The organism is Solicola agrisoli, from assembly GCF_049059935.1.
In the GTDB taxonomy this organism is placed as follows: domain Bacteria; phylum Actinomycetota; class Actinomycetes; order Propionibacteriales; family Nocardioidaceae; genus JAURVT01.
Genome location: NZ_JBMGQR010000056.1, coordinates 1 through 21,063 on the forward strand (window position 1 = coordinate 1; position 21,063 = coordinate 21,063).

Annotated in this window: 17 protein-coding genes; 6 read left to right on the top strand and 11 right to left on the bottom strand. The window is 66.9% G+C overall.

What is annotated here, in order from left to right:
- The 5 genes from ACI6PP_RS16930 to ACI6PP_RS16950 form a co-directional block, all read left to right on the top strand.
- On the top strand, window positions 1–826 hold an 826-nt coding region (locus tag ACI6PP_RS16930; RefSeq protein ID WP_421112791.1), incomplete at its 5' end, for an SCO6880 family protein.
- 122 nt (window positions 827–948) lie between these two features.
- Window positions 949–2,439 (top strand): ATP/GTP-binding protein, encoded by a 1,491-nt coding sequence (locus ACI6PP_RS16935; RefSeq protein ID WP_421112792.1) that lies wholly within the window; start codon window positions 949–951, stop codon window positions 2,437–2,439.
- The gene (locus ACI6PP_RS16940; protein WP_421112793.1) at window positions 2,436–2,729 is read left to right on the top strand and encodes a hypothetical protein; all 294 of its coding nucleotides are present in this window, start codon (window positions 2,436–2,438) and stop codon (window positions 2,727–2,729) included. The genes ACI6PP_RS16935 and ACI6PP_RS16940 overlap by 4 nt, the downstream gene beginning before the upstream one ends.
- 18 nt (window positions 2,730–2,747) lie before the next feature.
- Window positions 2,748–4,523 carry a type IV secretory system conjugative DNA transfer family protein gene (locus ACI6PP_RS16945; protein ID WP_421112794.1) on the top strand — a complete coding sequence of 592 codons (1,776 nt, stop codon included), beginning with the start codon at window positions 2,748–2,750 and terminating at the stop codon, window positions 4,521–4,523.
- Window positions 4,520–4,951: a DUF4913 domain-containing protein gene (locus tag ACI6PP_RS16950; protein WP_421112795.1), complete on the top strand. Its 432-nt coding sequence runs from the start codon at window positions 4,520–4,522 to the stop codon at window positions 4,949–4,951. The genes ACI6PP_RS16945 and ACI6PP_RS16950 overlap by 4 nt, the downstream gene beginning before the upstream one ends.
- A 48-nt stretch (window positions 4,952–4,999) precedes the next feature.
- Here the strand turns inward: ACI6PP_RS16950 and ACI6PP_RS16955 are convergent, their stop codons facing one another.
- The 8 genes from ACI6PP_RS16955 to ACI6PP_RS16990 form a co-directional block, all read right to left on the bottom strand.
- Window positions 5,000–5,455 (bottom strand): hypothetical protein, encoded by a 456-nt coding sequence (locus ACI6PP_RS16955; RefSeq protein WP_421112796.1) that lies wholly within the window; start codon window positions 5,453–5,455, stop codon window positions 5,000–5,002.
- 49 nt (window positions 5,456–5,504) lie between these two features.
- Window positions 5,505–8,201 (bottom strand): N-6 DNA methylase, encoded by a 2,697-nt coding sequence (locus tag ACI6PP_RS16960; RefSeq protein ID WP_421112797.1) that lies wholly within the window; start codon window positions 8,199–8,201, stop codon window positions 5,505–5,507.
- Window positions 8,202–8,336: 135 nt separating this feature from the next.
- Window positions 8,337–9,047: a hypothetical protein gene (locus ACI6PP_RS16965; RefSeq protein ID WP_421112798.1), complete on the bottom strand. Its 711-nt coding sequence runs from the start codon at window positions 9,045–9,047 to the stop codon at window positions 8,337–8,339.
- 12 nt (window positions 9,048–9,059) lie between these two features.
- Window positions 9,060–10,706, bottom strand: a complete 1,647-nt coding sequence (locus ACI6PP_RS16970; protein WP_421112812.1) for a relaxase/mobilization nuclease domain-containing protein — start codon at window positions 10,704–10,706, stop codon at window positions 9,060–9,062.
- Window positions 10,706–11,197, bottom strand: a complete 492-nt coding sequence (locus ACI6PP_RS16975) for a MobC family plasmid mobilization relaxosome protein (RefSeq protein WP_421112799.1) — start codon at window positions 11,195–11,197, stop codon at window positions 10,706–10,708. Before ACI6PP_RS16975 ends, ACI6PP_RS16970 begins: the two co-directional genes overlap by 1 nt.
- 660 nt (window positions 11,198–11,857) lie before the next feature.
- A complete protein-coding gene (locus tag ACI6PP_RS16980) occupies window positions 11,858–13,174 on the bottom strand; it encodes a hypothetical protein (protein WP_421112800.1) in 1,317 nt (438 codons plus the stop codon).
- A gap of 224 nt (window positions 13,175–13,398) precedes the next feature.
- The gene (locus ACI6PP_RS16985) at window positions 13,399–14,382 is read right to left on the bottom strand and encodes a hypothetical protein (RefSeq protein WP_421112801.1); all 984 of its coding nucleotides are present in this window, start codon (window positions 14,380–14,382) and stop codon (window positions 13,399–13,401) included.
- A gap of 464 nt (window positions 14,383–14,846) precedes the next feature.
- On the bottom strand, window positions 14,847–15,275 hold the full coding sequence (locus ACI6PP_RS16990) for a hypothetical protein (protein WP_421112802.1): 429 nt from the start codon (window positions 15,273–15,275) through the stop codon (window positions 14,847–14,849).
- 595 nt (window positions 15,276–15,870) lie between these two features.
- Between ACI6PP_RS16990 and ACI6PP_RS16995 the strand changes: the two genes are divergently transcribed.
- Window positions 15,871–17,394: an SEC-C domain-containing protein gene (locus ACI6PP_RS16995; protein WP_421112803.1), complete on the top strand. Its 1,524-nt coding sequence runs from the start codon at window positions 15,871–15,873 to the stop codon at window positions 17,392–17,394.
- Between the two features lie 281 nt (window positions 17,395–17,675).
- On the opposite strand, the gene ACI6PP_RS17000 is transcribed toward ACI6PP_RS16995, so the two are convergent.
- The 3 genes from ACI6PP_RS17000 to ACI6PP_RS17010 are packed head-to-tail and all read right to left on the bottom strand — an operon-like array spanning window position 17,676 to window position 20,786.
- Complete coding sequence (locus tag ACI6PP_RS17000; protein WP_421112804.1) at window positions 17,676–17,891, bottom strand: KTSC domain-containing protein; 216 nt, start codon at window positions 17,889–17,891, stop codon at window positions 17,676–17,678.
- A complete protein-coding gene (locus ACI6PP_RS17005; protein WP_421112805.1) occupies window positions 17,888–19,654 on the bottom strand; it encodes an ATP-binding protein in 1,767 nt (588 codons plus the stop codon). The genes ACI6PP_RS17000 and ACI6PP_RS17005 overlap by 4 nt, the downstream gene beginning before the upstream one ends.
- A complete protein-coding gene (locus ACI6PP_RS17010) occupies window positions 19,647–20,786 on the bottom strand; it encodes an SIR2 family protein (protein ID WP_421112806.1) in 1,140 nt (379 codons plus the stop codon). Before ACI6PP_RS17010 ends, ACI6PP_RS17005 begins: the two co-directional genes overlap by 8 nt.
- Window positions 20,787–21,063 lie beyond the last annotated feature (277 nt).

Below are 21,063 nucleotides of genomic sequence, written 5' to 3' on the forward strand. Positions count from 1 at the left end.
CTACTCGGAGACCTCGTCGGAGAACGTCACCTACTTCGAGCTCACCTTCCGCGGGCACGGCCTGTCGCGCCGCGGACGGGAGGAAGACATCTTGTCCGAGCTCGCACGCAAGGTGCCGAACATCCTGGGCCAGCTGCAAGCCGCCGGCGGCGGCGCGGTCGACATGGTCACGCCGGCCGACCTGTCCAAGATCGTGCGGATGGGCTACGACCCGGCCGCACAGCGCTGGCTCGACGCCGCCGAATTCGCCGGCGACCCCGCCCACGTCGAGTGGGACCAGGCCGGCCCCGTGGCCGACCAGGCCGGCTGGGACCACTACCGACACGACTCGGGGATCTCTGTCACCTGGGAGATGACCACCCCACCCCGCTCGGCGATCAACGAGCTCGCCCTCACCGGCCTCCTGGCCCCCGACGCCGACTTCACCCGCAAGCGCGTCGCCCTGATCTACCGCCCGCACTCGCCCGAGGAGTCCGCGAAGGTTTCCGAGGACGACTCCCAGACCGCGAACTTCCTCGCCGGAAACACCAAGAAGCGCCCCACCGCGTCCGCGAAGGCGCAGATCCGGGCCACCGAGCAGGCCCGCGAGGAGGTCGCCTCCGGCGCCGCCCTCGTCCGGTTCTCGATCATGGTCACCGCCACGGTCACCGACCCCGAGGACGTCATCCAGGCCGTCTCGACCGTGGAGTCCCGCGCCGGCGCCGTCCCGCTGCGGCTGCGCCGCTGCTACGGCTCCCAGGCGGCCGCGTTCGCAGCCACGCTGCCGGTCGGATTCGTGCCGTGGGAGCACACCACCATCCCGACCACCATGCGGAGCTACCTGTGACCGCCCCTCCGCTGCGCGACCGGCTCACCCGCCGCAGCAAGATTGCTTTGCCGCCGATGCCGGCGCCGTCGACCGCCCCGGTCCCGAGGGCGGCCAGGCCGCGTGACCGGGCGGGGTGGGCGATGGGGCCGCGTGGGTGGCGCGGCCCTGGCGGCGGCGCGTGGAACCTGCTTCCGGTCCCGGCTTCGTACCGCGGGACGTCGGTGCAGGTGTGCGGGCTGTGGCCGTTTGCCGGCGGCTCCGGCCGCCCGCTGGTCGGTGTCCCGGTCGGCCACGACCTGACCACCGGCACCACCGTGTGCTGCGACCCGATCAACTTCTTCCGCCACGGCCTCATCTCCTCCCCCTCGATGCTCGTCCTCGGATTGCAGGGCCTGGGCAAGTCGTCGTGGACCGTGCGCCAGATCCTCGGCCTGGCCGACCAAGGCGTCGTCCCGCTCGTCCTGGGCGACATGAAGGCCGAGTACGTCGGCGTCATCCGCGCGATGGGCGGCCAGGTCATGCGTCTCGGTGAGGACCAGCGCCTCAACGTCCTCGACCCCGGCCAGATGGGCGCCGCCGCCGACCGCATCGGTGGCCAGGCCGGCGAGATCCTGCGCGAGCAGGCCCTGCAGCGCTCGGTCATGCTCGTCACCGCGCTGATTCAGATCGTCCGCCGATCGCCGCTGGCCGACTGGGAGAACACCCTGGTCTCGCGCGGCGTCCGACAGCTCGTCAACAAGCACCGCGACTCCAATTCCCCGCCGCCGACCCTGCCCGAGCTCGCCGCCCTGATGGTCGACCCCGACGACGCACTGATCCGCGCCGCGCTCGCGGGAAGCCGCGAGGAGTTCCTGTCCGCGACCAAGCCGCTCGCACGGTCCTTGGAGGCGCTCCTCGACGGTGCGATCGGGCGCACGTTCTCCGGGCAGACCACGACCCGCATCGACCTGGACTCGGTCGGTGTGGTCGTCGACGTGTCCGCGATCCGCCAACACTCGGACGACGTGAAGGCCGCGATCATGCTCGCCACCTGGTCCGAGGGCTACGCCTCCGTGGAGGCCGCGAACGCGCTCGTCGAGGCCGGCAAAGCCCCGCAGAAGCACTACCTGATGGTGATGGACGAGATGTGGGAGATGCTGCGCATCGAGGGCGCCGGCCTGGTCGACAAGCTCGACGGCCTCACCCGACTGAACCGCAACGACGGCGTCGGCAACATCTTCATCACCCACTCCCTCAAGGACATGGAGTCGATGGCCTCCGCGGCTGACGCCCGCAAAGCTCGCGGTTTCGCCGAACGCTCCTCGATCGTCGTCACCGCCGGCCTGGCGATGGAGGACCTGCGAGCCCTGTCGGAGGTCAAGCGGATGTCCGAGGTGGAGATGCGCGCCGTCGCCGCCTGGTCGACCACGACCGGGTGGAAGAAGCAGATGATCCGCGACCCGCACACCGGCGCCGAGCGTCCCGCTCCCCCACCGGGCGCCGGGAAGGTCCTGATCAAGGTCGGTGAAAGGGCCGGCATTCAGACCCAGGTCAAGCTCACCTCCGCCGAGCTGGCCCTGCACGACACCAACGCCCGCTGGGTCCGCCCCGCCACGTTGTCGTCACCTGCACCAGAAACACTCGGTCCATGACGACCAACCAGCACGTCACCTTCCTCGAAGCCGAAGCGACCTCCCTGCTGCGGCTGCTGGAGAAGGCCGCCAAGGCCTCACCGGACCACACCACCAAGGCCGACCGCCGGCGCTTGGTCAGCGGCTGGATCCTCAACACTGACCGCTTCACTCCCGCCGCACTCCTCGACGCCGATGGCGCTGGCAGCTCCGCGGCTCACCTGACCGCACTGTGCACCAACGGCGACTACTCCCCCGCCCGCTGGCGCATCGCCCGTAAGCAGTTCACCGGCCGCCCCCGCACCACCTGACCCCACCCAGGAGCACTAATGGTCCGATCGAACGCCAAGAACCCGGCCAACAACAACGACGATGCCTGGCTGATCTTCGGCGCGATCGGCGCCGGCCTCGGCGCCTGGGGACTGACCTACGGCGCACTCACCGTCGCCGGACAGGACCCGCCGGCGAACCCGGTGGATATCGTCCTCGGGCTGGCCACCGGTGACCTGGCGTGGAGCACCGCGGCGACCGTGACCGCGGTGACCATCGTGGTCGCCGGGTTGCTGCTCATCGCTCTTGGTGCCCTCGCGGTGGTGGCCGTGCGCGGCCGCCCGCTCGACGTCGACCGCGCGGCGCGGCACATGGCCAACCGCCGCGACATCGACGCCTACACCTACAAGCAGGTCGCCAAGAAGGCCCGCCGGCTGACCGCCGCCGGCCCATCCGGGGGCATCGGTCTGCCGCTGGGCTTTCACCTGCCGTCGAAGGCGAAGTTCTGGTCGAGCTGGCAGGACATGCTCGTGCTGGTGGCCGGTCCCCGGACGATGAAGTCGTCGTCGTACACGATCCCGCTCGCGCTGGCCGCTCCCGGCGCCTGCTTCATCACCGAAAACAAGCGCGGCGTCCTGGACCACACCCGCGCCGCCCGTGCCGAGGTCGGCGAGGTGTGGGTATTCGACCCGCAGGGGGTGGCCGGTGAGCCGGTCAGCTGGTGGTGGAACCCGCTGACGTACGTCACCGATGAGTCCAAGGCCGAGAAGATGGCCGCCCAGATCGCCGAGTCCTCCCGCACCCCCGGCGGCAAGGGGGACCCGTACTTCGACGGCGAGGGCGTCAACCTGCTTCACCTGATGCTCCTGGCGGCCGCCACTGACCACCAACCCATCACCCAGATCTACACCTGGCTGTCACGCCCCGATGAGGACCGGCCCGCCGAGGTTCTGGCCGGCGCCGGGTACGACCTGCAGGCCGAATCGCTGCGCAGCCTGATTGCCACCACCTCCAAGCAGCGTGACGGCATCTATGGCACCGCACGTGCCCTAGTCGGGTTCTTGCGCAACCGTCAGATGATGGCCTGGGTGACCCCGCCGACCAGCGGCGGCGTCCGCGAGTTCGACCCGCACGCCTACGTCCGCTCCACCGACACCCTCTACGCGCTGTCCAACGACGGCCGCACCTCGGCCGGGCCGCTCGTCGGCGCACTCACACTCGCGGTGTTCGAGGCCGCCGAGACCTACGCCGCCACCTGTCCCGGTGACCGGCTCCCTACTCCCCTGGTCGGGCTGCTCGACGAGGCCGCCAACGTGTGCCGGTTCAAAGACCTGGACTCCAAGTACTCCTACTACGGCTCGCGCGGGATCGTGCTGATGACCGTCCTGCAGTCACCGGACCAGGCCGAGGAGATCTGGGGCAAGCACGGCTGGAACAAGCTCTGGTCAGCTGCCAACGTCAAGATCTACGGCGGCGGCGTCTCCAACACTGACTTCCTACGCCAGGTCTCAGACCTGATCGGCACCTACGACCACCACACCGGCTCCACCTCCACCGGCCGCGGCGGCAGATCGCGCTCACGCTCGGTCACCGAGCGACCCATCCTCAGCGTCTCCGAGCTGGGCGCCATGCCCACCGGCCGCGCCGTCATCCTGGCCAACGGCACCCGACCCGCGCTGGTCAAGGTGGTGCCCTGGTTCGCCCAAGACAAGAAGACCCAGGCCACCATCAACGCCTCCCTGGCCGAACACGACCGCCACACCGAGCCCGCACCCGCCGTCGCTTCCACCACTGTTGGTGGGTCCCCGTGGAACGTGGGACCGATCGAACGATGACCGCCTTCAGCATCGACAGCGACGACGACCTGCTCGGCGACAACCCAACGGACGTCACCACCCCCCAGGCCCGGCCCCAGGCCCCGACGCAAAACCACTTTCCCGACGTGACCGCGTTCGTCGAGGTGTACCTCTCGCAGGTGTACGCCCGACACCACCACGCCACCACACCATTCAAGTGGTGCCCCTGGTGGCACCGCCACCCCGAGGCCTACTCCCGACTTACCGCGCTATGGCAGGCGTTCGAAGCCCTGCGCCTGGACCCCGGCGTCGGCGGTGCCACCTGGTGGACCACCTACGCCGACCCGATCATGACCGAGCTCACCAGCCCCACCGGCCCGTTTCACGCCTGCTCGACCGAGAAGCACACCGCCAGCAAGGCACTGCCGACAGTCGCCGCGAACACGAAGACACCTGCAGGTCGCTAAGCACGACGCTGGGCCGACCGCAGCGAGATCCGCGCCTGCGGCTGACAGTCAAGTGGTGCCGGTCGGCCTTTTCTGGTTGCGAATCTCGGGCTTGAGCCACTCGCCCATGTGCGCGACGAACTGGTCAACGGCAGTTCCCGTCGCCAGCGACACGCGGAGATCGCCCACGCCGTGATGACCCCTGCCGCGCAAATCCGCAGCGTTCGGCAAATTGGTGAAGTCGTCGGGGTCGACCGGCAAGAACACCTCAAGTCGAGACTTGTTGCGAACGACACTCAGGAATATCTGCGAGCGCTCCCCAGCGGTCGTCAACGACGATCCCTCACGGCGATAACCGACGAATTTACTTCGTGAGACATAGTGAAGCCCGGGGTTGCGCAGCCGGACTGCGTGGTCGAGCCGCAGCGTCAGTTTCGCGGTCTCCGCATCCATATCTTTGGTGAGGTTGAGGATCGCTCCGTCCTCCACATGTAGGACCTGCGAGAGCAGCACATCAACAGTCACGTGCGCGAGCGTGGCTGCCTCCTCGAGGAACTCTTGTAGGTCTGCCATGTCACCGCGGCGGCTTGAACGCCGCGATGATCGAGCGGGAACGAGCACTGTCGAGCAGCATCTCGTTCGAGGCCGTGAGGTTGGCCTCCACGCGGAGTTGGCGCATGTCTTCTTCGGCCTGATTGGCGCGCTTGACTGCGTCGTCGATCCGGTCGCGTACCGCCTCGTCGGGAACAGGGAGCCGCAACTTCTTGAGCTCGGCCCACCGCACACGTGTGCGTCCGATGCCGGTAGCGAGCAGAAGCATCTCCGCGCGTGCCTCATTGGAACGGACGAGGGCCCAGAGGACGTTGGCGCTTACGTCGCCGCGAGGACGACAGACGGTGTACTCACTTGTAACCACCAAACCGTCGAGTTCCTCCGGGATTACTGCGACGGCGCCGTGGATGGCGTTGATGTGGCTGAACACGAAGTCGCCCGTGCGCACGCGCGTGAGGGTCTGCTTCGCAATGTCCGACGTAGACACTTCCTCACCTGCCTCGCAGGAACCGTCATAGCGGACCCGCAGGTAGGTGACTAGCTCGTCGGTCTCTGACGTGTCGACCTCACGCTCGGCCCGGTCGTCGTCGCTCGTCGCTAGTTGCAACAGCTCGCCGAGGGGCTGGATAGCAAAACTGGCAGCCTGCCAGTCCGTGACGCGCGCCTCGGCCTCGGGGAGGCACGCCTTGACGTCGAGACGGTCAGTAATCGTCGAAGCGCTCACCGTCCAAACCGCAGCCTCCGGACGGCCCACCTGGAAGCTCCGGTAAAGCGCCGTGACGGTCTCAATCTCAACTCGCGCATGCTCGCGATTCTCGGCGTCGATCGGGAGGATGCGGGCACGAGACGGGTCGTCGATACCAACGAAGGAGCAGTAGTACATGAAGACGTCCGGCTGAACCTCATCCTCGTCCGACTTCTTCTCGAGCACGATGAGTGAAGTTTTGACACGCGCCTGCGAACGCTGGAACGCGTCACCCGGCAGTGAAACGACCGCCCGGACAATGAAGTTCTTCCGGATCCAGTCGCGGACCTTTTTGTGGCGCGGCGCACCAAGGATGCTGTCGTCGACGACGGTGACCAAACGACCACGAGGACTCAGCAGGTCGTGGTATCGCTCGAAGAACATCACCATCGAGTTCATCGACTTGAGGGGCCGATGAGCGCCGCCGCTGCTGTCATACGACAGAACGTACTTCTCGAGGAGCTCAGCGTCTCTCTCCTCCTCCCTCGTGTACTCCTTTGCAAATGGCGGATTGGTCAGCGCCACGTCAGCGATGCCCAGGGCCGAAGCGCCGCCGGCGGCCTTGCGTGAGTCCGCGACTCTGTCGCGAAACTCGGCTTTCTCCTTGGCGACCTCGGGTTCGTCAGTCGGGCTGACTACGACGTCCTTATCGAGCGAGTCGAGCTGATAAACGCTCGTTCCGCCGTCGCCGTGGAGGTACATGTTGATCCGCGCGATGCGGGCTAGCGCGGGGTCACGAGCGACGTCTACGCCAATTAGAGACCTCTCAGCGACTTGCATCCGCAGCTGTTCGCGCCGCTTGTTCGAGAGCGAGGTGTTCGCGTCGAGCTTGGCCCACATGTCGGCCAGGGCCTCGATGAGGAAGCCACCAGTGCCGCAACAGGCGTCAATGACCCGGTCGACGTGCTGGTCGTCGGCGCGCAACTGGGCCAGCCCAGTCGCCAGCTTCACCACGCTCCGCGGGGTGAAGTACTGCCCTAGCGCCTTACCTCGCAGCGTTGAGTTAAGAAACGTTTCGAACATTCGGCCGTTCAGATCAGCATCGATGCTGATGAGGTCGACGTTTTCTAACCGCTCCACCAGCGCACGCAGCGTGTCGGGGGACAGCAGCAGGCGCTCGCCCTTGGGGAAGATGCGCTTCTTGCGGCCGTGAGTGATCGCAACCTCGAACTCGCTCAGCAATTTCTGGAAAAGGATCGAGTCGAGCGGACTGGACGTGTCAGCTTCGCGTGATTTGATCCACGCGCTGGAGAACTTGACGGCCTCAGCCGAAACCACGGTTGAGTGATCGTCTAGGACGCGTGCGGTTGGGTCGGCGTGCGCCTCACGGTCGGAGTGCAACTTCAAAAAGATGACCTTCACGAACTCCATGAAGGCTGCGTTGTAGCTCAGATTGTCGCGTCTGTAGATGAGACGGTGGGCCCATGCGAAGTCGGAGTTGAGATCCGAGACCGAGCGGCGTCGAAGCACGTGCTCCCCTTTGGCGGCGGGGGTAGTCGCTCGGACCGGCTTGAACGCTTGCGGCGAGAGAAGCAACCGGATGGTGGCGTAGTTCTGGTTGCCGTCCACGAAGTCACCGAACGACGCCTCAACGATGGGGGTCGAGTCGTCCCAGCGGTACACACGAGTGGTGACGCCGTTGGTGAGCATGAAGAATTGGACGGGGTTGTCGGGCTGCGCGCTGTTCAGCGCCAAGCAGTAGCTCTGCGACTGGCCCACCCAGTCGTCAAGGTCTTCCTCTACCCCCTTGGCCTCGCAGATCCACCGGACTTTCGCGCCCACGGTGACTGCGTAGTCAGGGCGCCACAGCTCATGCTTGCGGCCCTTGTTGACCTTCAGCTCGGCAATGGTTGCTTTTGGTCGGATCTGCGAATCTTTGTATCCCAGATCCTTCAACACACGCGCCACGAAGAACTGCTCAACGGTGGCTTCGTTGCCAAGGTCTGCCAAGGCCCCGAACTTGCTGTCCGTCATAGGATCGTCACCGGCGTGACGGTAGCATCAAAACCAGGTCCCTGGTGAAGCGTCGGTGCGGTCTCTGTCTGATCCCCGCAGGAACGGCTCGAAGGTCCGGTAGAAGAGTTCGGCGTTGCACTCGACAAGAGCTCTCTATCGACCGAGATCCGACGCCTTGATCCTTGCCCCGGCCCTCGGCGCCGGCTTGGTCTTTCCTTCTCTAACGTGCGTGCCGGCCGCTAGTGCCGGATTGGTGCCGTTGAGGTGGTCTGCGACTTTCATGGCGTTCCGGGTTTCGGCCGGGAGATCGGATCGGTCGAGCTGCTCCTCGCGTGCGCGGCGGGCGGCGTCGGTGTCGTACTCCATGCCGTCGGCGACGCCGGGCACGGCCTGGGCGTTGGCGTCGTCATCACGGTCAAGGTCCTCGTCGACGCCGCGGGTGCGCTGCACGCGCATCTCACCGAGCTCGGCTGCCAGGTCCCGGTCACCCAGACGGGCTGCGACGTCATCGAGATCGATGCCGTACTCGGTCCACACGTTCTGGGTGATCTGGTCGGCGTGGGGTCCGAACCGCTGGGGCTCGAGGTCTTTCCATTCCTGGGCCCCGCGCCATGCGTTGACGACGACGTCTTGGGTTTGGAGTCGCACAAACTCCGGGTCGGCGGCCTGGCGGTAGAACTCTTCGGCCACCGAGGCTTGCGCGTCGTATCGTCGGCACGCTTCATCGCTGGCCTGGCGGTCCTGGTGGGCTTGTCGGACGGCTCGGTCTTGCGACGAGCGCAGCAGCACCTCCGCAGCTCGGGCGGCGCTGGTCAGCGTCATCACCGTGGCGCCCTGGACCTCGTCCACTACGTCCTCAGCCATCAGATGTTCCCCTCATCGCCCGTGGTCTCGGTCAGTGCTCTTGCGTCGTTCGGGTAGCGGCCGTGGCAGCGGGCTCACCTGGTTCGGTGTCACCGACCGCGTCCGACTGGTATTGCTGTTCAAGGCGGCCGCGACGTCGGCGGCGTGCTGGGTCTCGGCCGACATCTGCGGCACCGTGACGGACCCGCTCGTAGTGGCGCTGGCGTACCCGGTGAGCGGTACCCGGGACAGGCGTTCGAGCACGTCGATGTGCGTGCGGCGGGCCTCGACGGCCTGCCCCACCGCCGCCTGCCGGTCACGGATCGCGGTGGCCATCTTGAACACCTGTTGGGCCAGCAGCACCCCCGCGACCGATCCCTTCCCGTCGGTGCGTGACTGCAGCAGCACGACCGCGGCGCCCATCGTCGAGGCGCTACCGCGCCGGTGCGGCTCTCCGCGCCTGCGCACCTGCGCCGAGCGCGCCAGCTGCGCGGCCGCCGCGTTCAACTCCCGGGCGTTCGCGGTGTCGAACCGCGCCCACGCCGACAACACACCGGAGGCATCACGCGCGACGTCGGCCCACGCGGCCGCGTCCGTGACCGGCACACTCGCCAGTCGCGCATTCACCTCACCGAGCGTCCGCGCCACACTTTCCGAGGCGCCCTCACGAACGGGCTTGGCCTCACGTCCGGCACCGGCCGGCGCCTGGCCCTTGGCTGCCGCCGCCCACTCGGCGGACGCGGCGTCGGCCTGCTCGAGCGTGGGTGTCTGGAACCCTTCACGGATGCGTGGCAGGGACAGGTCCTTACCCAGGCGGCCGCCGCCGTAGAACACGAGCTTGTCGTTGTACTCCGCCGGCTTCAGTGCGGCCTTGTAGCCGGTGACGACGTCGGTGGTGCCCTTGGCGTAGTACGGCTTCACCACCACACCCGAGGCACGCACCCGGCGGACCCACTCGGCCTCGCTCGTCGACGCCACGGCCGCGGCACGGACCCGGTGCGCGAGCTCGACCGGTGCGGTGTTTGGCATCCCGGCCCGCTCGGCCGCGGCCCGCTCGGCGGCCTTCTCGCCACGCACCGACAAACCAGCTTCGCGGCCGGCGACGGTGCGCAGCCCGTGGGCCTTCTCGATCTCCCGGCACGCGTCCTGGGCGCGCTTGTAGTCCAGGTACTCCCCACCCCACCGGGTGCCGTCCTCACGCACCGCCGACGCCGCGATGTGGATGTGGTCGTTGCCGTTCGCAGACGCGCCGTGGTGGATCGCCACCCACCTAGCCGGCGCCTTGCCCGACCCCTCCTCGGTGAACCCCATCCGGTCCATGAAGTCCCGCGCGACGGCGTCCCACTTCTCCTCCGACAACGCGCCCTCGTCGGCCGCCAGCGACAGCGAGCAGTGCCACACGTGCTGGTTCCTGTAGCCCATCACGGTCTTGCGCTCGGTCACCGGATCGAGCGCCGTCACTTGCGCCCGGACCTCGGTCCCCCACCGCTTCCGCGGCTCGTCGAGGTAGTCCGCGATCTCGTTCGCACCGGCGCGGTCCAGCTGCTCGGCGCCGTGCCAGGCGACCAGATGGGCGTCTCCAGAAACGACGTGTGGGTTGTCGTGCTCGTTGGCCTTGCCAGGCCCGGCGAGGTACTGCACTAGGCCGCGCATGTCGCCGCCCTTGACGACGTTCGGCATCACGGCCGGCCACCACCAGGCGCGCGGTTCGGATCACCGGGGAACCCCGAGTAGATGTCACCCACAGGCCGGTCCATGTCGTCCAGCAGCTGCGTCAATCGGTCGCACACTCCCCCGAGCGCCACGATCGCCGGGCCCGTGTCGGGCTGCTTCTCAAGCGTCGCGTTCGTGGCCCGCGCGATCTGGTTGATGTTCACCGACACCTTGCCCAGAAGCCGCGTCATTCGAAACAGCTCGCCGATCAACTCGGCACGCGTCTTGGCAGCCTCAGAACCACCCGCGAGCGCCGACTCGACCAGCAACCGCGACACCGTGATGTCCCGCTCCGCGGCCTTCACGACCAGCCGGTACTCCTGGTCCTCGGTCACCTTCACCTTGTGCACGATCGTGCGCGGCGACCCCGGCTTGCGCACCTGCGGGACACCCAACCGCCGACGGCCAGACGGCGCACCCGTGACGCTCTCAGCGCCCGTCTGCGGCTCGTCGGTCATCGGATTGGCCCCTCGTCACTCGTCCTGTCCTCAGCCCAGCGCAGCGAGCCCGCCAGGGCAGTTCCACACCCCAGTGTGGCAGCCCGGGACCGCGAGGTCCAGAGATGACGGCTACGAGGGCACCTCGTGCTTTAGCTTGCTCCGCCGTCACCAAGCGCTAGCAGTCCGGCGGCGGCGCGCCGCCTCACGAGGACCAGTGCCCTCCGGGCACGCACCTGTTGGTAAATCTCCTGCTCCCGAGCCGCCCATCTTGACGCCGATCCCCAGGAGCGCAAGGGCGCTTCGCGTCGCTGCGCGATGACCCTGCGGGCCACCCCTGCGCACCTGGTGATCGGCATGGGCGGACTTCATCGGGAGCCGGAGGAAAAACGGTCACGGCGCCGCAGGCGCCCTCAGGCAGCGCATCTGTGCTGCCGGCCGTCCGGAGGCCGACGACGAGACCCCAAACGGGAATAACCACCCCACCAGGGCACCACCCACACCAGGAGCACACGAGGACCCTGAACACCGCTGCTGCGATCGCGGCGGGACCGATCCCAGCCGTCCACGACGGCGTCGCTAAGTGCACGCGAGCGCGGCAAGCGCCGCGCGGCAAGGCCGATTGTCCCGTCGTCGAAAGGGCACGATTCCCAGCGCCACCCGCTCTGGTGTTTGTCAGCCCTAAAGGCCCTCGTCGCAGCCGCGACCATTCCTCGGGTACCGAAGGCTGACCGATCCACGCGGGACGAAGGTGACGCCGTCGACACCGCCGAGCAGTAGGGCGTAGCTACTGGCCGTCTCACCGACGAACGTTGCCTCGACCAGATCCCCGCCGTCGCCGTCGCCGGCACCGGCGCCTTCCAGACAAACTCGTTGGACCAAGCCGGGCGCCGACGGCGCGAAGGTCGCACCGGCAAGAACCGCTCGGGCATCGTCATAGGGCCTGACGACCCAGGGGCCCGCCACGGTGAAAACGGCCAATGCCGCAGCCGCCGCAACCATTGAGCGTGACTCAGGTGCCAACCACACCACCACCCGGGTGAGGACGACCGTCACGAGCAGGACGAGCACCAGTTCACCCAGTCCGTCGCGCAGGCCGATCAAGAAAGGTTTCACAACCGGCGGCAGGGTCCCATTCCCGATGCCCAGCCCCTCGGCCCACACCGTCGCCCTGATGTGGACTACAGCGACGACGATGGCAGTAGGGGCGACCAGGAATCGTGCCAAGGCCTGAACGGCCCTGGGTCCGCGCGAACGCAGCGCGTGGTCCGCCAACCACACCACGCCCAGTGCACCGGTCACCCCGAGCAGAATTGTCGCGGTCTCGATCGAGGACAACGCACCATAGACGTAGACGAACCCGACCAAGAGGCCACCGACGAGCCAGGACCGCAAGGTGCCGATGAGGCCCATGTGTCGACCGCCCCCGTCCGCACTTGGGCGCCACCGCCGCCGCAGTACGAGGTTCAGTGCGGCACCGACCAGGACGCTCACCACCGCGAAGATCGCCATCGGCCAGACCCATCCCCACAACGACGCGGGCCGCTCAGTCTGCCCGGGAACCCACCCGGCGGTGATCGCGAACGCGGTGAGGATCGCACCCACAACGGTGACGACGCCAACGACCGGAAGGCTGCTCAGCAAGGCGGCCGTGTCATCGTCGTGACTCACCCGTCTGCCGGCCACGACGAACGCGAGATCGGTGTCATTGGCCCAGACGTCGCGCTTATGTGGGGTGCTGAAGCGGCGCAGCCGTCGCACCGGGCGGCGCCGCGGTGGGGTCTGCACGACGATGGCGGCGTCGAGACCGCGTAGTGCGTCATTTACAGACCTGGCGACGGCTGCTTGTTCGTCTCGGTCCAGGGCGCGTGCGGTGAGCGGAACCAGCACGGCGATGGTCGTGCGCACGCCGTCCTGAGTGCTGCCACAGACGGTAATGCCGGCACGATCGAGCAATGCCACGGCTGCTGGCCGATCGTCGACACCGGTGGTCAGCACCGCGTGGCGCCAACGTCGCCCACCGATCAGACGGCGCGCCCGGACCGCCGCATCGGACCACAATGCCGGCCGCAGGACGGCTGCGCGACCGGATCGGGCGCCCACGACTCCACCAGCGGACGTCGTGGGACCTGCCCCGTCGGAACTTGGCTCGGTGCCGCTCCCGTCGGCGTTCCCAAATTCGGTCGACCGTTGGTCGTGTTCCTCCGCACCGTGCGGGCCTGTCAACGCCGAAGGCGCCCGTCGAGCTCGACCACGGCCGGTATAAGCACGGCCACCATGTCGCCCAAGACCTCGACCTCGACTCGGCCGGTCCGCACTCCAAGGTAAGAGCCGGTGTAACCCGTCGCGTACTTGAGCGGCAGATCGTGTTGTCGGGCCTGGCTCATCTTGATGTCGGAAAGTTCTGACCCACCACGACCGGGCTCGGTCGAAATGGCGGCCGCCGTGCCCTTCAGGCGGCCCTCTAGGAAGGCTCCGATGGCGCGCGCGTAACCGATCCAGGTCGGCGCGTCGGTGATGTTCGAGGACGGAGCGGCGAAATCGGCTGCGGTCACACTGATGCCGACGTTGGCGACGTACTTCTTGCCGACGTCGGAGCGCGCGGCCTCGACCTGGACCGTCAGCTGTCGGCCGTCATCAAGAGGAGGACTGCTCAAGGTCAGGCTGGGGTAGCCGCCCAGACCCGCTTGGTCGTCCTTGGTCCACCCCGCCGGGGGCTGCCCCAGGTCCAGCACAGCCAGTGCGCGCCGGGCAATGCGCTTGGTGTCGTTCACCGCCTCGATGTCGGCGACCGAGATACGCGACTCGGGCAAACGGGACAGCAGGTCGTGCCAGGTGACCACGGTCGTGGTGACAGTGAGGGCCTCGGCGGGTACGTCGTCCTGGCTCTTGACCAGCACCAGCAAGTGATCGACCGTTCGAGCCTCGCGGGTCAGCTGCCCGACCGTGACCTCGTGTGCGATCTTTCCCTCGATGCCGACCGACACGTGCCCGAACTCGAGGACAACGTCCAGGTTCTCGCGCCTCGACATCTCGCACCCCACCGCGGTGAGCGCAGGCAGCACCAGCCCGGTCAGGTCCTGGAGCACTCGTCGCGTCCTCGCCGAGTCATGACGCAACTCGGCGGCCAGAGCCCTCATCGCCAGCGGCTCCGTCGTGAAAATCGAACCCGCCCCCACCGGTGCGTCGGTGTCGGTCTGCGTCATCAGATACCCCCGTGTTTGTGACACCGCAGCCTAGACGCGTCACCGATCGACGGACCCTGTGGGCCTTCGGTGCAGCCCCCGCCTGCGCACCGCAACGGGCTGCACCCGATCGCACACTGCTCACGAGCCGGTATACGCGACGGATCGTCCGCGCCTGGCTGAGTATCGGCACCACCACGACGCACAGCAGCGGGCTAGGGCCGCGGACGGCAGGCCAGACACCGCGAGATTGAGCTCCAGCAGGAGCGAGGCCGTCATCGCGACGACCTCAGGATGGCGCAAACGTCGGCGGATCACCGCAGTCCGGCATCATCCTCATCGAGACTCTGCGCCACCGACCTTGGACTTTCAGCCCATGTTGAGCAACCCCTAAGTCTGGGCGCCTTCTTAGTGCCGCGATCGGGCACTGGTGGGCGCAGGTTGATGCGGACTCCTCTCTATTGACCTGGAATGGCGTCTGGTCCTCAAGACCGGTCGACCCTGTCGAACATCCGACCGCCCTTGGCGCTCAACTTGATCGGCACCAGCACCGGCCGCAACTGCAGACCCGGGTGCGGCTCGCCTGGACGCCGTGTCAGCGTCGCGACCTTGGCTCTGGCGCGTCCCACCAGCAGAGGTCCGGTATCGCGGACGCCAATCGCAATCCAGAAAGGTGACACTGCGGCCGGATCGGTGATCCGGTGTGGCAGGCCCGGACACAGGCGCTGTGCGTCTCGTACCCATGGCGACGCCGGGTCGCCCCCCAGGTAGAACTCGACCGGTCCCGATGGACGTGTCCGCTTCACGCCCATCGCATGCGCGACATGGCCATTCAGCGATGCGTCAGGATGTGTGCCGGTGTCGCCCACCAATTCCCACCCTTCGCCCGGGCCGTCCCCGTCGACGCCGATCACTTGGGGCCTGGACAGTCCAGCATGGACCCACACACTGCTGAGCATTACATGATGATGGCCGCCATCGGCGCGTGTCAGCAACCCTGCGGAGTCGGGTTGCCAGTCCTCCGGCGTGGCGGTGGCGTCGGGCGGGCAGTGGGCCGATCGGTCGGCGATCGGCCCAAGTGGCGCCGCCGGTCGCTGCCCCGGGCACGGAGGCTCGATGTGTACGACCTGCATCCACCGGGAAGCTTGTCTCAACTGCAGTCAGGGCAGGGTGGCGCCACGGTCGCGCCGCCCCTATCTCGTGGGCGCGCCGAGGATGGTGTGAGTCTCCCGCGTCGGCTTAGTCGTGCCGGGACTTAGGACCACAACGTCCGGTCTGGCGACGGGAAAGGAGCACGCCACTGCGATGCAAAAATCGCAGCGGCGCAGGCGGTCCTCAAACGTAGGGGTCGGCTCGAGTTGGTCATCTGGCTTCGCAGATTGCCGCTCGAACTCGACGGAGACCTGAGTGGGTATCGGGGCCGGGCCGGCCCCACAGCTGAGGTGGCACCGCCCGGCCCGAGCGTGGCGCGCCACCCCGGTCTGTGCGCGCAGCACATAGATTCGAGAGATGGACCCGCTGGCGGAACTTGGACGCAACGACCGGTGCTGGTGTGGGTCGCACCTGAAGTACAAGCACTGCCACGGCGACAAGCGCCCCGCTTCGGTGGCAGGAGCTCCCTTGCCACCCGATTGGCCCGGTTGCCGCTACATCTCTCCATCGATGTCGGTGCGCACCGAGGCGCTGACCGAGTCGTTATCCCCTGGAACGCCCATCTATCTCCCCCCGACTGAACCGGCTCCAAGTGCCATCGCCTACACCAATTGGGAGCACGAGCTATCCAAGACCGCTCTCAAACCCGGTGAGCATCTGGACCCGGCCGTGTTGGGAAAGCTGCGCGTAGAGGTTCTGCGTCGTGTGTCGACATTGACCGGTGACGGGAGCCCAGAAGACAACGTCGTCGAAGCGCTCTACCGCCTGGCCGCGGAGACCCTTAGAACGGTCGACTCGCTGTCGCGACGGCGTCCCAAGCCCACGGTCTTGTGGAACGAGGAACTGGACGTCCCAACATTCTTGGGACGGACCCTCCTGCTGGCCGACCACGTATTGGTGCCTGACGATCTTTTTGCTGCCCTGACTCGCTCGGCCGACCTTGAGACCTTTCGACGCCTGGCCAAGGCACAGCTCGAGCTGTCTGACCTCATCTCCAACGGACTTGTTGTCTTTGTGCCCCGCGGGGTGGCCATGGCGCACAGGGGCCCGGCAGCACAGCAACTCACCGCGCGCGACCTCGCCGACGGTAGGCTCGTGGACTGGGTCCGCGACCAACTCATCGTCGAGGGACCGACAGCCAGAGAGACCTTGCTGGTCTCAGCGGGCGACGACTTGTCTACCGACCCGGTAAACTTCTGGATGTACGGGCGAGTCGAACCTGGTTCGTTTGATAACGAGGCTGGAACGTTCATGTGGGGCTCGCTCCAGCCCTACGATGCGGGTCACGACTATGCCCCGTGGATGAGGCAGGTCGTAAATTCGGCCACGTCGATGTTCATCCAGAGGACCAACGAGCGACTGGTCTCCGCCGACGTGTTCGCAGCCGAGTACGTGTCGGCGTCGATGTTCGAGGCGCGCCTGCTGCGCCGACAAGGAACAGGTACCGGCGGTGTCGCCCAATCCGCGATCTGGGCCGACGTTCCTGCGCTGCCAGACCTGAAGAGTCCTGACCTGGCCAGAGCGCTACTGAACGAGGCTGCTGTCGCCGACCTCAGAGATCAGGTCCGCGTGTCCGTCATGACCGCGCGAGCGCCCGGAGAGCAAGTGGATGCCCTGACCCACTTGGCACACGGGCTCGAGGCCGCGTCGCACAAGCTGGAGCGCAAAATGTCCTCAGACCGCTTCTGGCAGGCAATCAGCCCTGCGACGTTGGGTACGGCCGGCTTGTTCATCGGCGGAATCTTTGGGGGACTTCCCGGCCTGGTCGGTGGTGGGCTTGGCGCAGCCGCGGGTCTCACCCCTTACCTGGGAACCCGCCTCACTGATCGCAGAGACGCCGCCTATTTGTTCGTTGCAGGCAGGCGCGCAAGCGCTCGCTGAGCGCGGCCGCTCCCCCATGCAGTCGCTCGCACCGATTAACTCTCGCGAACCGAGCAAATCGTATGCGCATCGGCGTCTCCGGGCCATGGGGGTCAGGGAAGGCTGGGCCCGCGACGGTCGTTGCCCACGAAAGGTAACCAGACCTCGCGCGAAGCGCGACTACAGCCCGATCGCGGCTTCGCCACTGCAGCCGGCTCGTGCCGCAGCGGATTCCTCAGCGCGCGTCCCGCGAGCCCATTGGCGTCACTCGGCCCGTGTGTGAACGCGGTGCAGAAGTCTGGTCAGCCGGCCCACCTTGCGTTCGGCTTGCCGTCGAGCACGGTGGCAATGTACTGCCCGCGGGACCCAGCGGTGAACTCCTGCCACACCGATGGTGGGCAGGCGGAGTAGGCCCACTCCACGCCGTTGGTGAATCGGACCAGGATGGTCTCCGTCTCCGGCAGGTAGGCCTCGGCGATGATCCTGGTGGAGCCGTGGACGGGTTGCCAATCAATCATGGTTTCTCCTCAGAGTTGTAGACCCCGCGCCATGCCTTGAGCGCCGCACTGACGTCAGGGACGGTGCTCTGCTGTCTCCACGCGTCCAGTGATGGGTCGTGTGCGTTCGGGAAGGGTTCTGGGGGATCGATGAGGGTGCGGGCCGGCAGAGCGATTGCCTCGCCGGTGATGACCGCTTCGCCGGTGCGCAGCGAGGGGAGTACGGCGGCCAGCCCGGCGACGCTGTCGGGGAGGGCGGCGCGGATTTTGGCTTGGTCTGCTGCGTTGCTGAGCCGGAGCGCGACCAGGGTGCCGGACTGCGCCAGGGCAGTGTCGGGAAGTTCGGAGGGGCGTTGGGTGACCAGCATGAGGCCGACGCCGTACTTTCGTCCTTCGCGAGCAATGCGGTTGGCTGCGGTGCGTGCCATCGAGGCGGCGGCTTCGCCGAGGTAGCGGTGAGCCTCTTCCAGCACAATCAGCACCGGTCGTGGGCGGCCGACCCCCAGTCCGCCGGACGGGGTGCGGACGGCTGCTTCAAAGATCAGGCTCAGGATCACGCCGATCGCCACATCGCTGGCTTGTTGGGGGACACCACTGAAGTCCAGGATCGAGACGGGCCGGTCGCGGCCCAGCCAGTTGGCTAGCTCCTCGACGAGCGGATCGGACCCGTCCGGGTCGCCTTCGGGTTGCTGCAAGAACATCAGGCGGGGATCCAGTAGACCTAGTCGCAGCAACTCAGGCACGGTGGCGTGGGTGCCGTGGAAGGGCCCCTTGTGCGGCGCCGCGCCTCCTGGCCCGTAATGGCTGAATCGGGTAGGGGTAAGTGTGGCCGGGTCGCCCGGATCTTCGATCTCTGCGGTGGTTGGATCCTTGACGGTGGCCCGGGTTTCGTTGTTCTCGGCGTCGAGCTGGTGCCAGACCGACCTGAGGTCAAAGGGGATTGGGGTGTCCGCCGTAACCGCTGAGGGGTCGAGGCTAAGCCAACTTGCGGCAGCAGCGAAGGTCCGGCGTTGTTCGGTGACGAGCTCGGTGAACCGGTTCTGGGTTGTGGGTCCGCCTGCGGTCCCGGCAATGGCAGACAGGATGTCGGCGGCGGGGAGTGCCCAGAAAGGGACGCGGATGCCGTGCGCCCCGCTGCCGAGAACCGACCTGACCGAGGCATGGTCACCGAGCGCGGTGGGGTACTCCCCATGAGGGTCGATGACGACAATATTGGCGGCTTCCCATCCGCCGCGCGCGAATTTTTGAAGCATGGAGGCCACGCAGCTCGTCTTTCCAGATCCGGTGGATCCGACCACAACCGAATGTCGAGTGACGAAGGGACTGGCCGTCACACACACGGGTACTTCCTCCGAAGCGGCCAATTTTCCGACGTTAATCGATGCTTCGCCGGGGGGCGGGAAAACCGCTCGCAGGTCATCGGGGGTGGAGAAGTGAACGGGGTCGTCGAGCCCGGGGTAGGTCCCCACTCCGCGGTGAAAGCGTCTCGTGCCCCTGTCGATCTCACCGAGCAGTTCGACCTGCAGCCAACGCTCGCCCACCTGAACTGCTTCTACAGGCGTAGTCGTGCCGCTGAGCTCGGCGATTCCGAGCAGGCTGACCTGTCCGACCAGATCAACAAGGCCTTGGGGGATGCGGACGATCGAGCCGATCTGGCCTATCCGTTGTAATTGTCCGCGAAAAATGGGCGCTACGCCGGCGAGTTCAGTGTCAAGAGCGACGGTGACCTGTGCGCCGAGGACGTGCCGGACACGGCCGATGCACGTCGGTTCGCGTTCAGGCACCCGGCGTCACCGCCTTGGCCAGCAGTTCGGTGAGCCGGGCCTCGAGCTCGGCCTGGGGTGGTGAACTGCGCGCCAGAAACTGAGACAAATAGGCAAAGTCGCCGAGCAGGAACGCATCGGCGGCCCAGACGTCAGCGGGTGGATCATCCGGGGACTCCCAGTCGGCTCTGACTCCTCCCAGGATGGCTTCGGTCGGGCTCACGACCTGCAGGTTTGGGGCGGTGGTGGCCAGCACGGTCAGGTCGTCGGGCATGGTGGAATAGCAGAAGGCGATGAACTCTGAGCGTGGCCGGCGACGGACAGCCTCGAAGATCATCTCGTTAAGGTGCTGATCGCCGAAGGCGTACCCGGTGATTAGCGCTATGCTCTCGGGTTGCTCGAGTGCCCTGCGTAGGCGGTCCTGCAGCACCACGAACGGCACCCTGCGAGACTCGTCGTACTTCGCGTCCGAGGGATAGATCGCGGCCACCTGATCCTCGGGCACGGCGGCGCCCAGCCGGACTACCGATGGGTGGGGGTCGGTGTTCCAGGCCCAGTTCACCGAGCCGTGCAGTTTCCACACTCGTACCAGGAACGCTGGGAGCCAGTGACGGTCCTCCCCGGCCATTGCCTCGACCAGGTCGCTGCGGAACCGAGCCTGCATCGTGCCGGCGAAGCCGTCGAAGTAGGGGACTCCAAGTCCCTCCAAGCCGGTTTCGATCAGCAGGTCGTAGTTGACGGTGAACAGCTCTAGCGGATGGTGGTAGTCCGCTCGTGCGGCCCACGAGGCCAGCCGCAGCATCGGTTCCATCGCATTCGAGTCGATCGCGAGCTCGGTGACGATGTGCCGGCAGATCTCAAGATCGAGGTTCGCCGCCTGGTCGCTGGTGAGGCCATCTACCTGATCGGTCGTGCCCGCCAGCAGGGCCGCGATGCGGCGCAACCGGCTCAACACTTGCTCGAGGTTGCGCCCCGTCATCAGGTTCTCGAAGTTGGCCAACGAGTCGCCGGACAGGCTTGCCCGCAAGTGCTTCTCCAGGCCGGCGACGTCCGGAAGCCCGCACGCGCGCGATGCGCCGGCACCGACGAATAGGCAGACATGACGCGAGCGAGAGGCGAGCTTTTCGCTGAGCCCGTTGACGAAGCGCAGCACCCCATGTCCCGACACTCGTCGAGGTTACGACACCAACGCGTGCTTACGACCTCGATTCGTGAAAGCCCGAAGTGAAACGCCTGCTCATTGCGAGTCCGCGGCGCCATTGCAATTGTGGCTTCATCGAGTGCGAACTTGATGAGTCGCGGCGCCTCGCAACGTTGCCCAGTATTCGAGGGCTTGGAGCGTCGCGCCGCATCGGGTGAGGTGGCTGGCTGCTCAGCCAGGGCTGCATCACAGGTGGGCCGAGTTGGTGGGCGGGCCGCCCGGCCCACGC

What these genes read in the sequence shown, in the direction of transcription:
- ACI6PP_RS16935 (WP_421112792.1), top strand. Translation starts at nt 949, where the DNA reads ATGGGGCCGCGTGGGTGGCGCGGCCCTGGCGGCGGCGCGTGGAACCTG.
- ACI6PP_RS16940 (WP_421112793.1), top strand. Translation starts at nt 2,436, where the DNA reads ATGACGACCAACCAGCACGTCACCTTCCTCGAAGCCGAAGCGACCTCC.
- ACI6PP_RS16945 (WP_421112794.1), top strand. Translation starts at nt 2,748, where the DNA reads ATGGTCCGATCGAACGCCAAGAACCCGGCCAACAACAACGACGATGCC.
- ACI6PP_RS16950 (WP_421112795.1), top strand. Translation starts at nt 4,520, where the DNA reads ATGACCGCCTTCAGCATCGACAGCGACGACGACCTGCTCGGCGACAAC.
- ACI6PP_RS16960 (WP_421112797.1), bottom strand. Translation starts at nt 8,201, where the DNA reads ATGACGGACAGCAAGTTCGGGGCCTTGGCAGACCTTGGCAACGAAGCC.
- ACI6PP_RS16965 (WP_421112798.1), bottom strand. Translation starts at nt 9,047, where the DNA reads ATGGCTGAGGACGTAGTGGACGAGGTCCAGGGCGCCACGGTGATGACG.
- ACI6PP_RS16970 (WP_421112812.1), bottom strand. Translation starts at nt 10,706, where the DNA reads ATGCCGAACGTCGTCAAGGGCGGCGACATGCGCGGCCTAGTGCAGTAC.
- ACI6PP_RS16975 (WP_421112799.1), bottom strand. Translation starts at nt 11,197, where the DNA reads ATGACCGACGAGCCGCAGACGGGCGCTGAGAGCGTCACGGGTGCGCCG.
- ACI6PP_RS16985 (WP_421112801.1), bottom strand. Translation starts at nt 14,382, where the DNA reads ATGACGCAGACCGACACCGACGCACCGGTGGGGGCGGGTTCGATTTTC.
- ACI6PP_RS16995 (WP_421112803.1), top strand. Translation starts at nt 15,871, where the DNA reads ATGGACCCGCTGGCGGAACTTGGACGCAACGACCGGTGCTGGTGTGGG.
- ACI6PP_RS17000 (WP_421112804.1), bottom strand. Translation starts at nt 17,891, where the DNA reads ATGATTGATTGGCAACCCGTCCACGGCTCCACCAGGATCATCGCCGAG.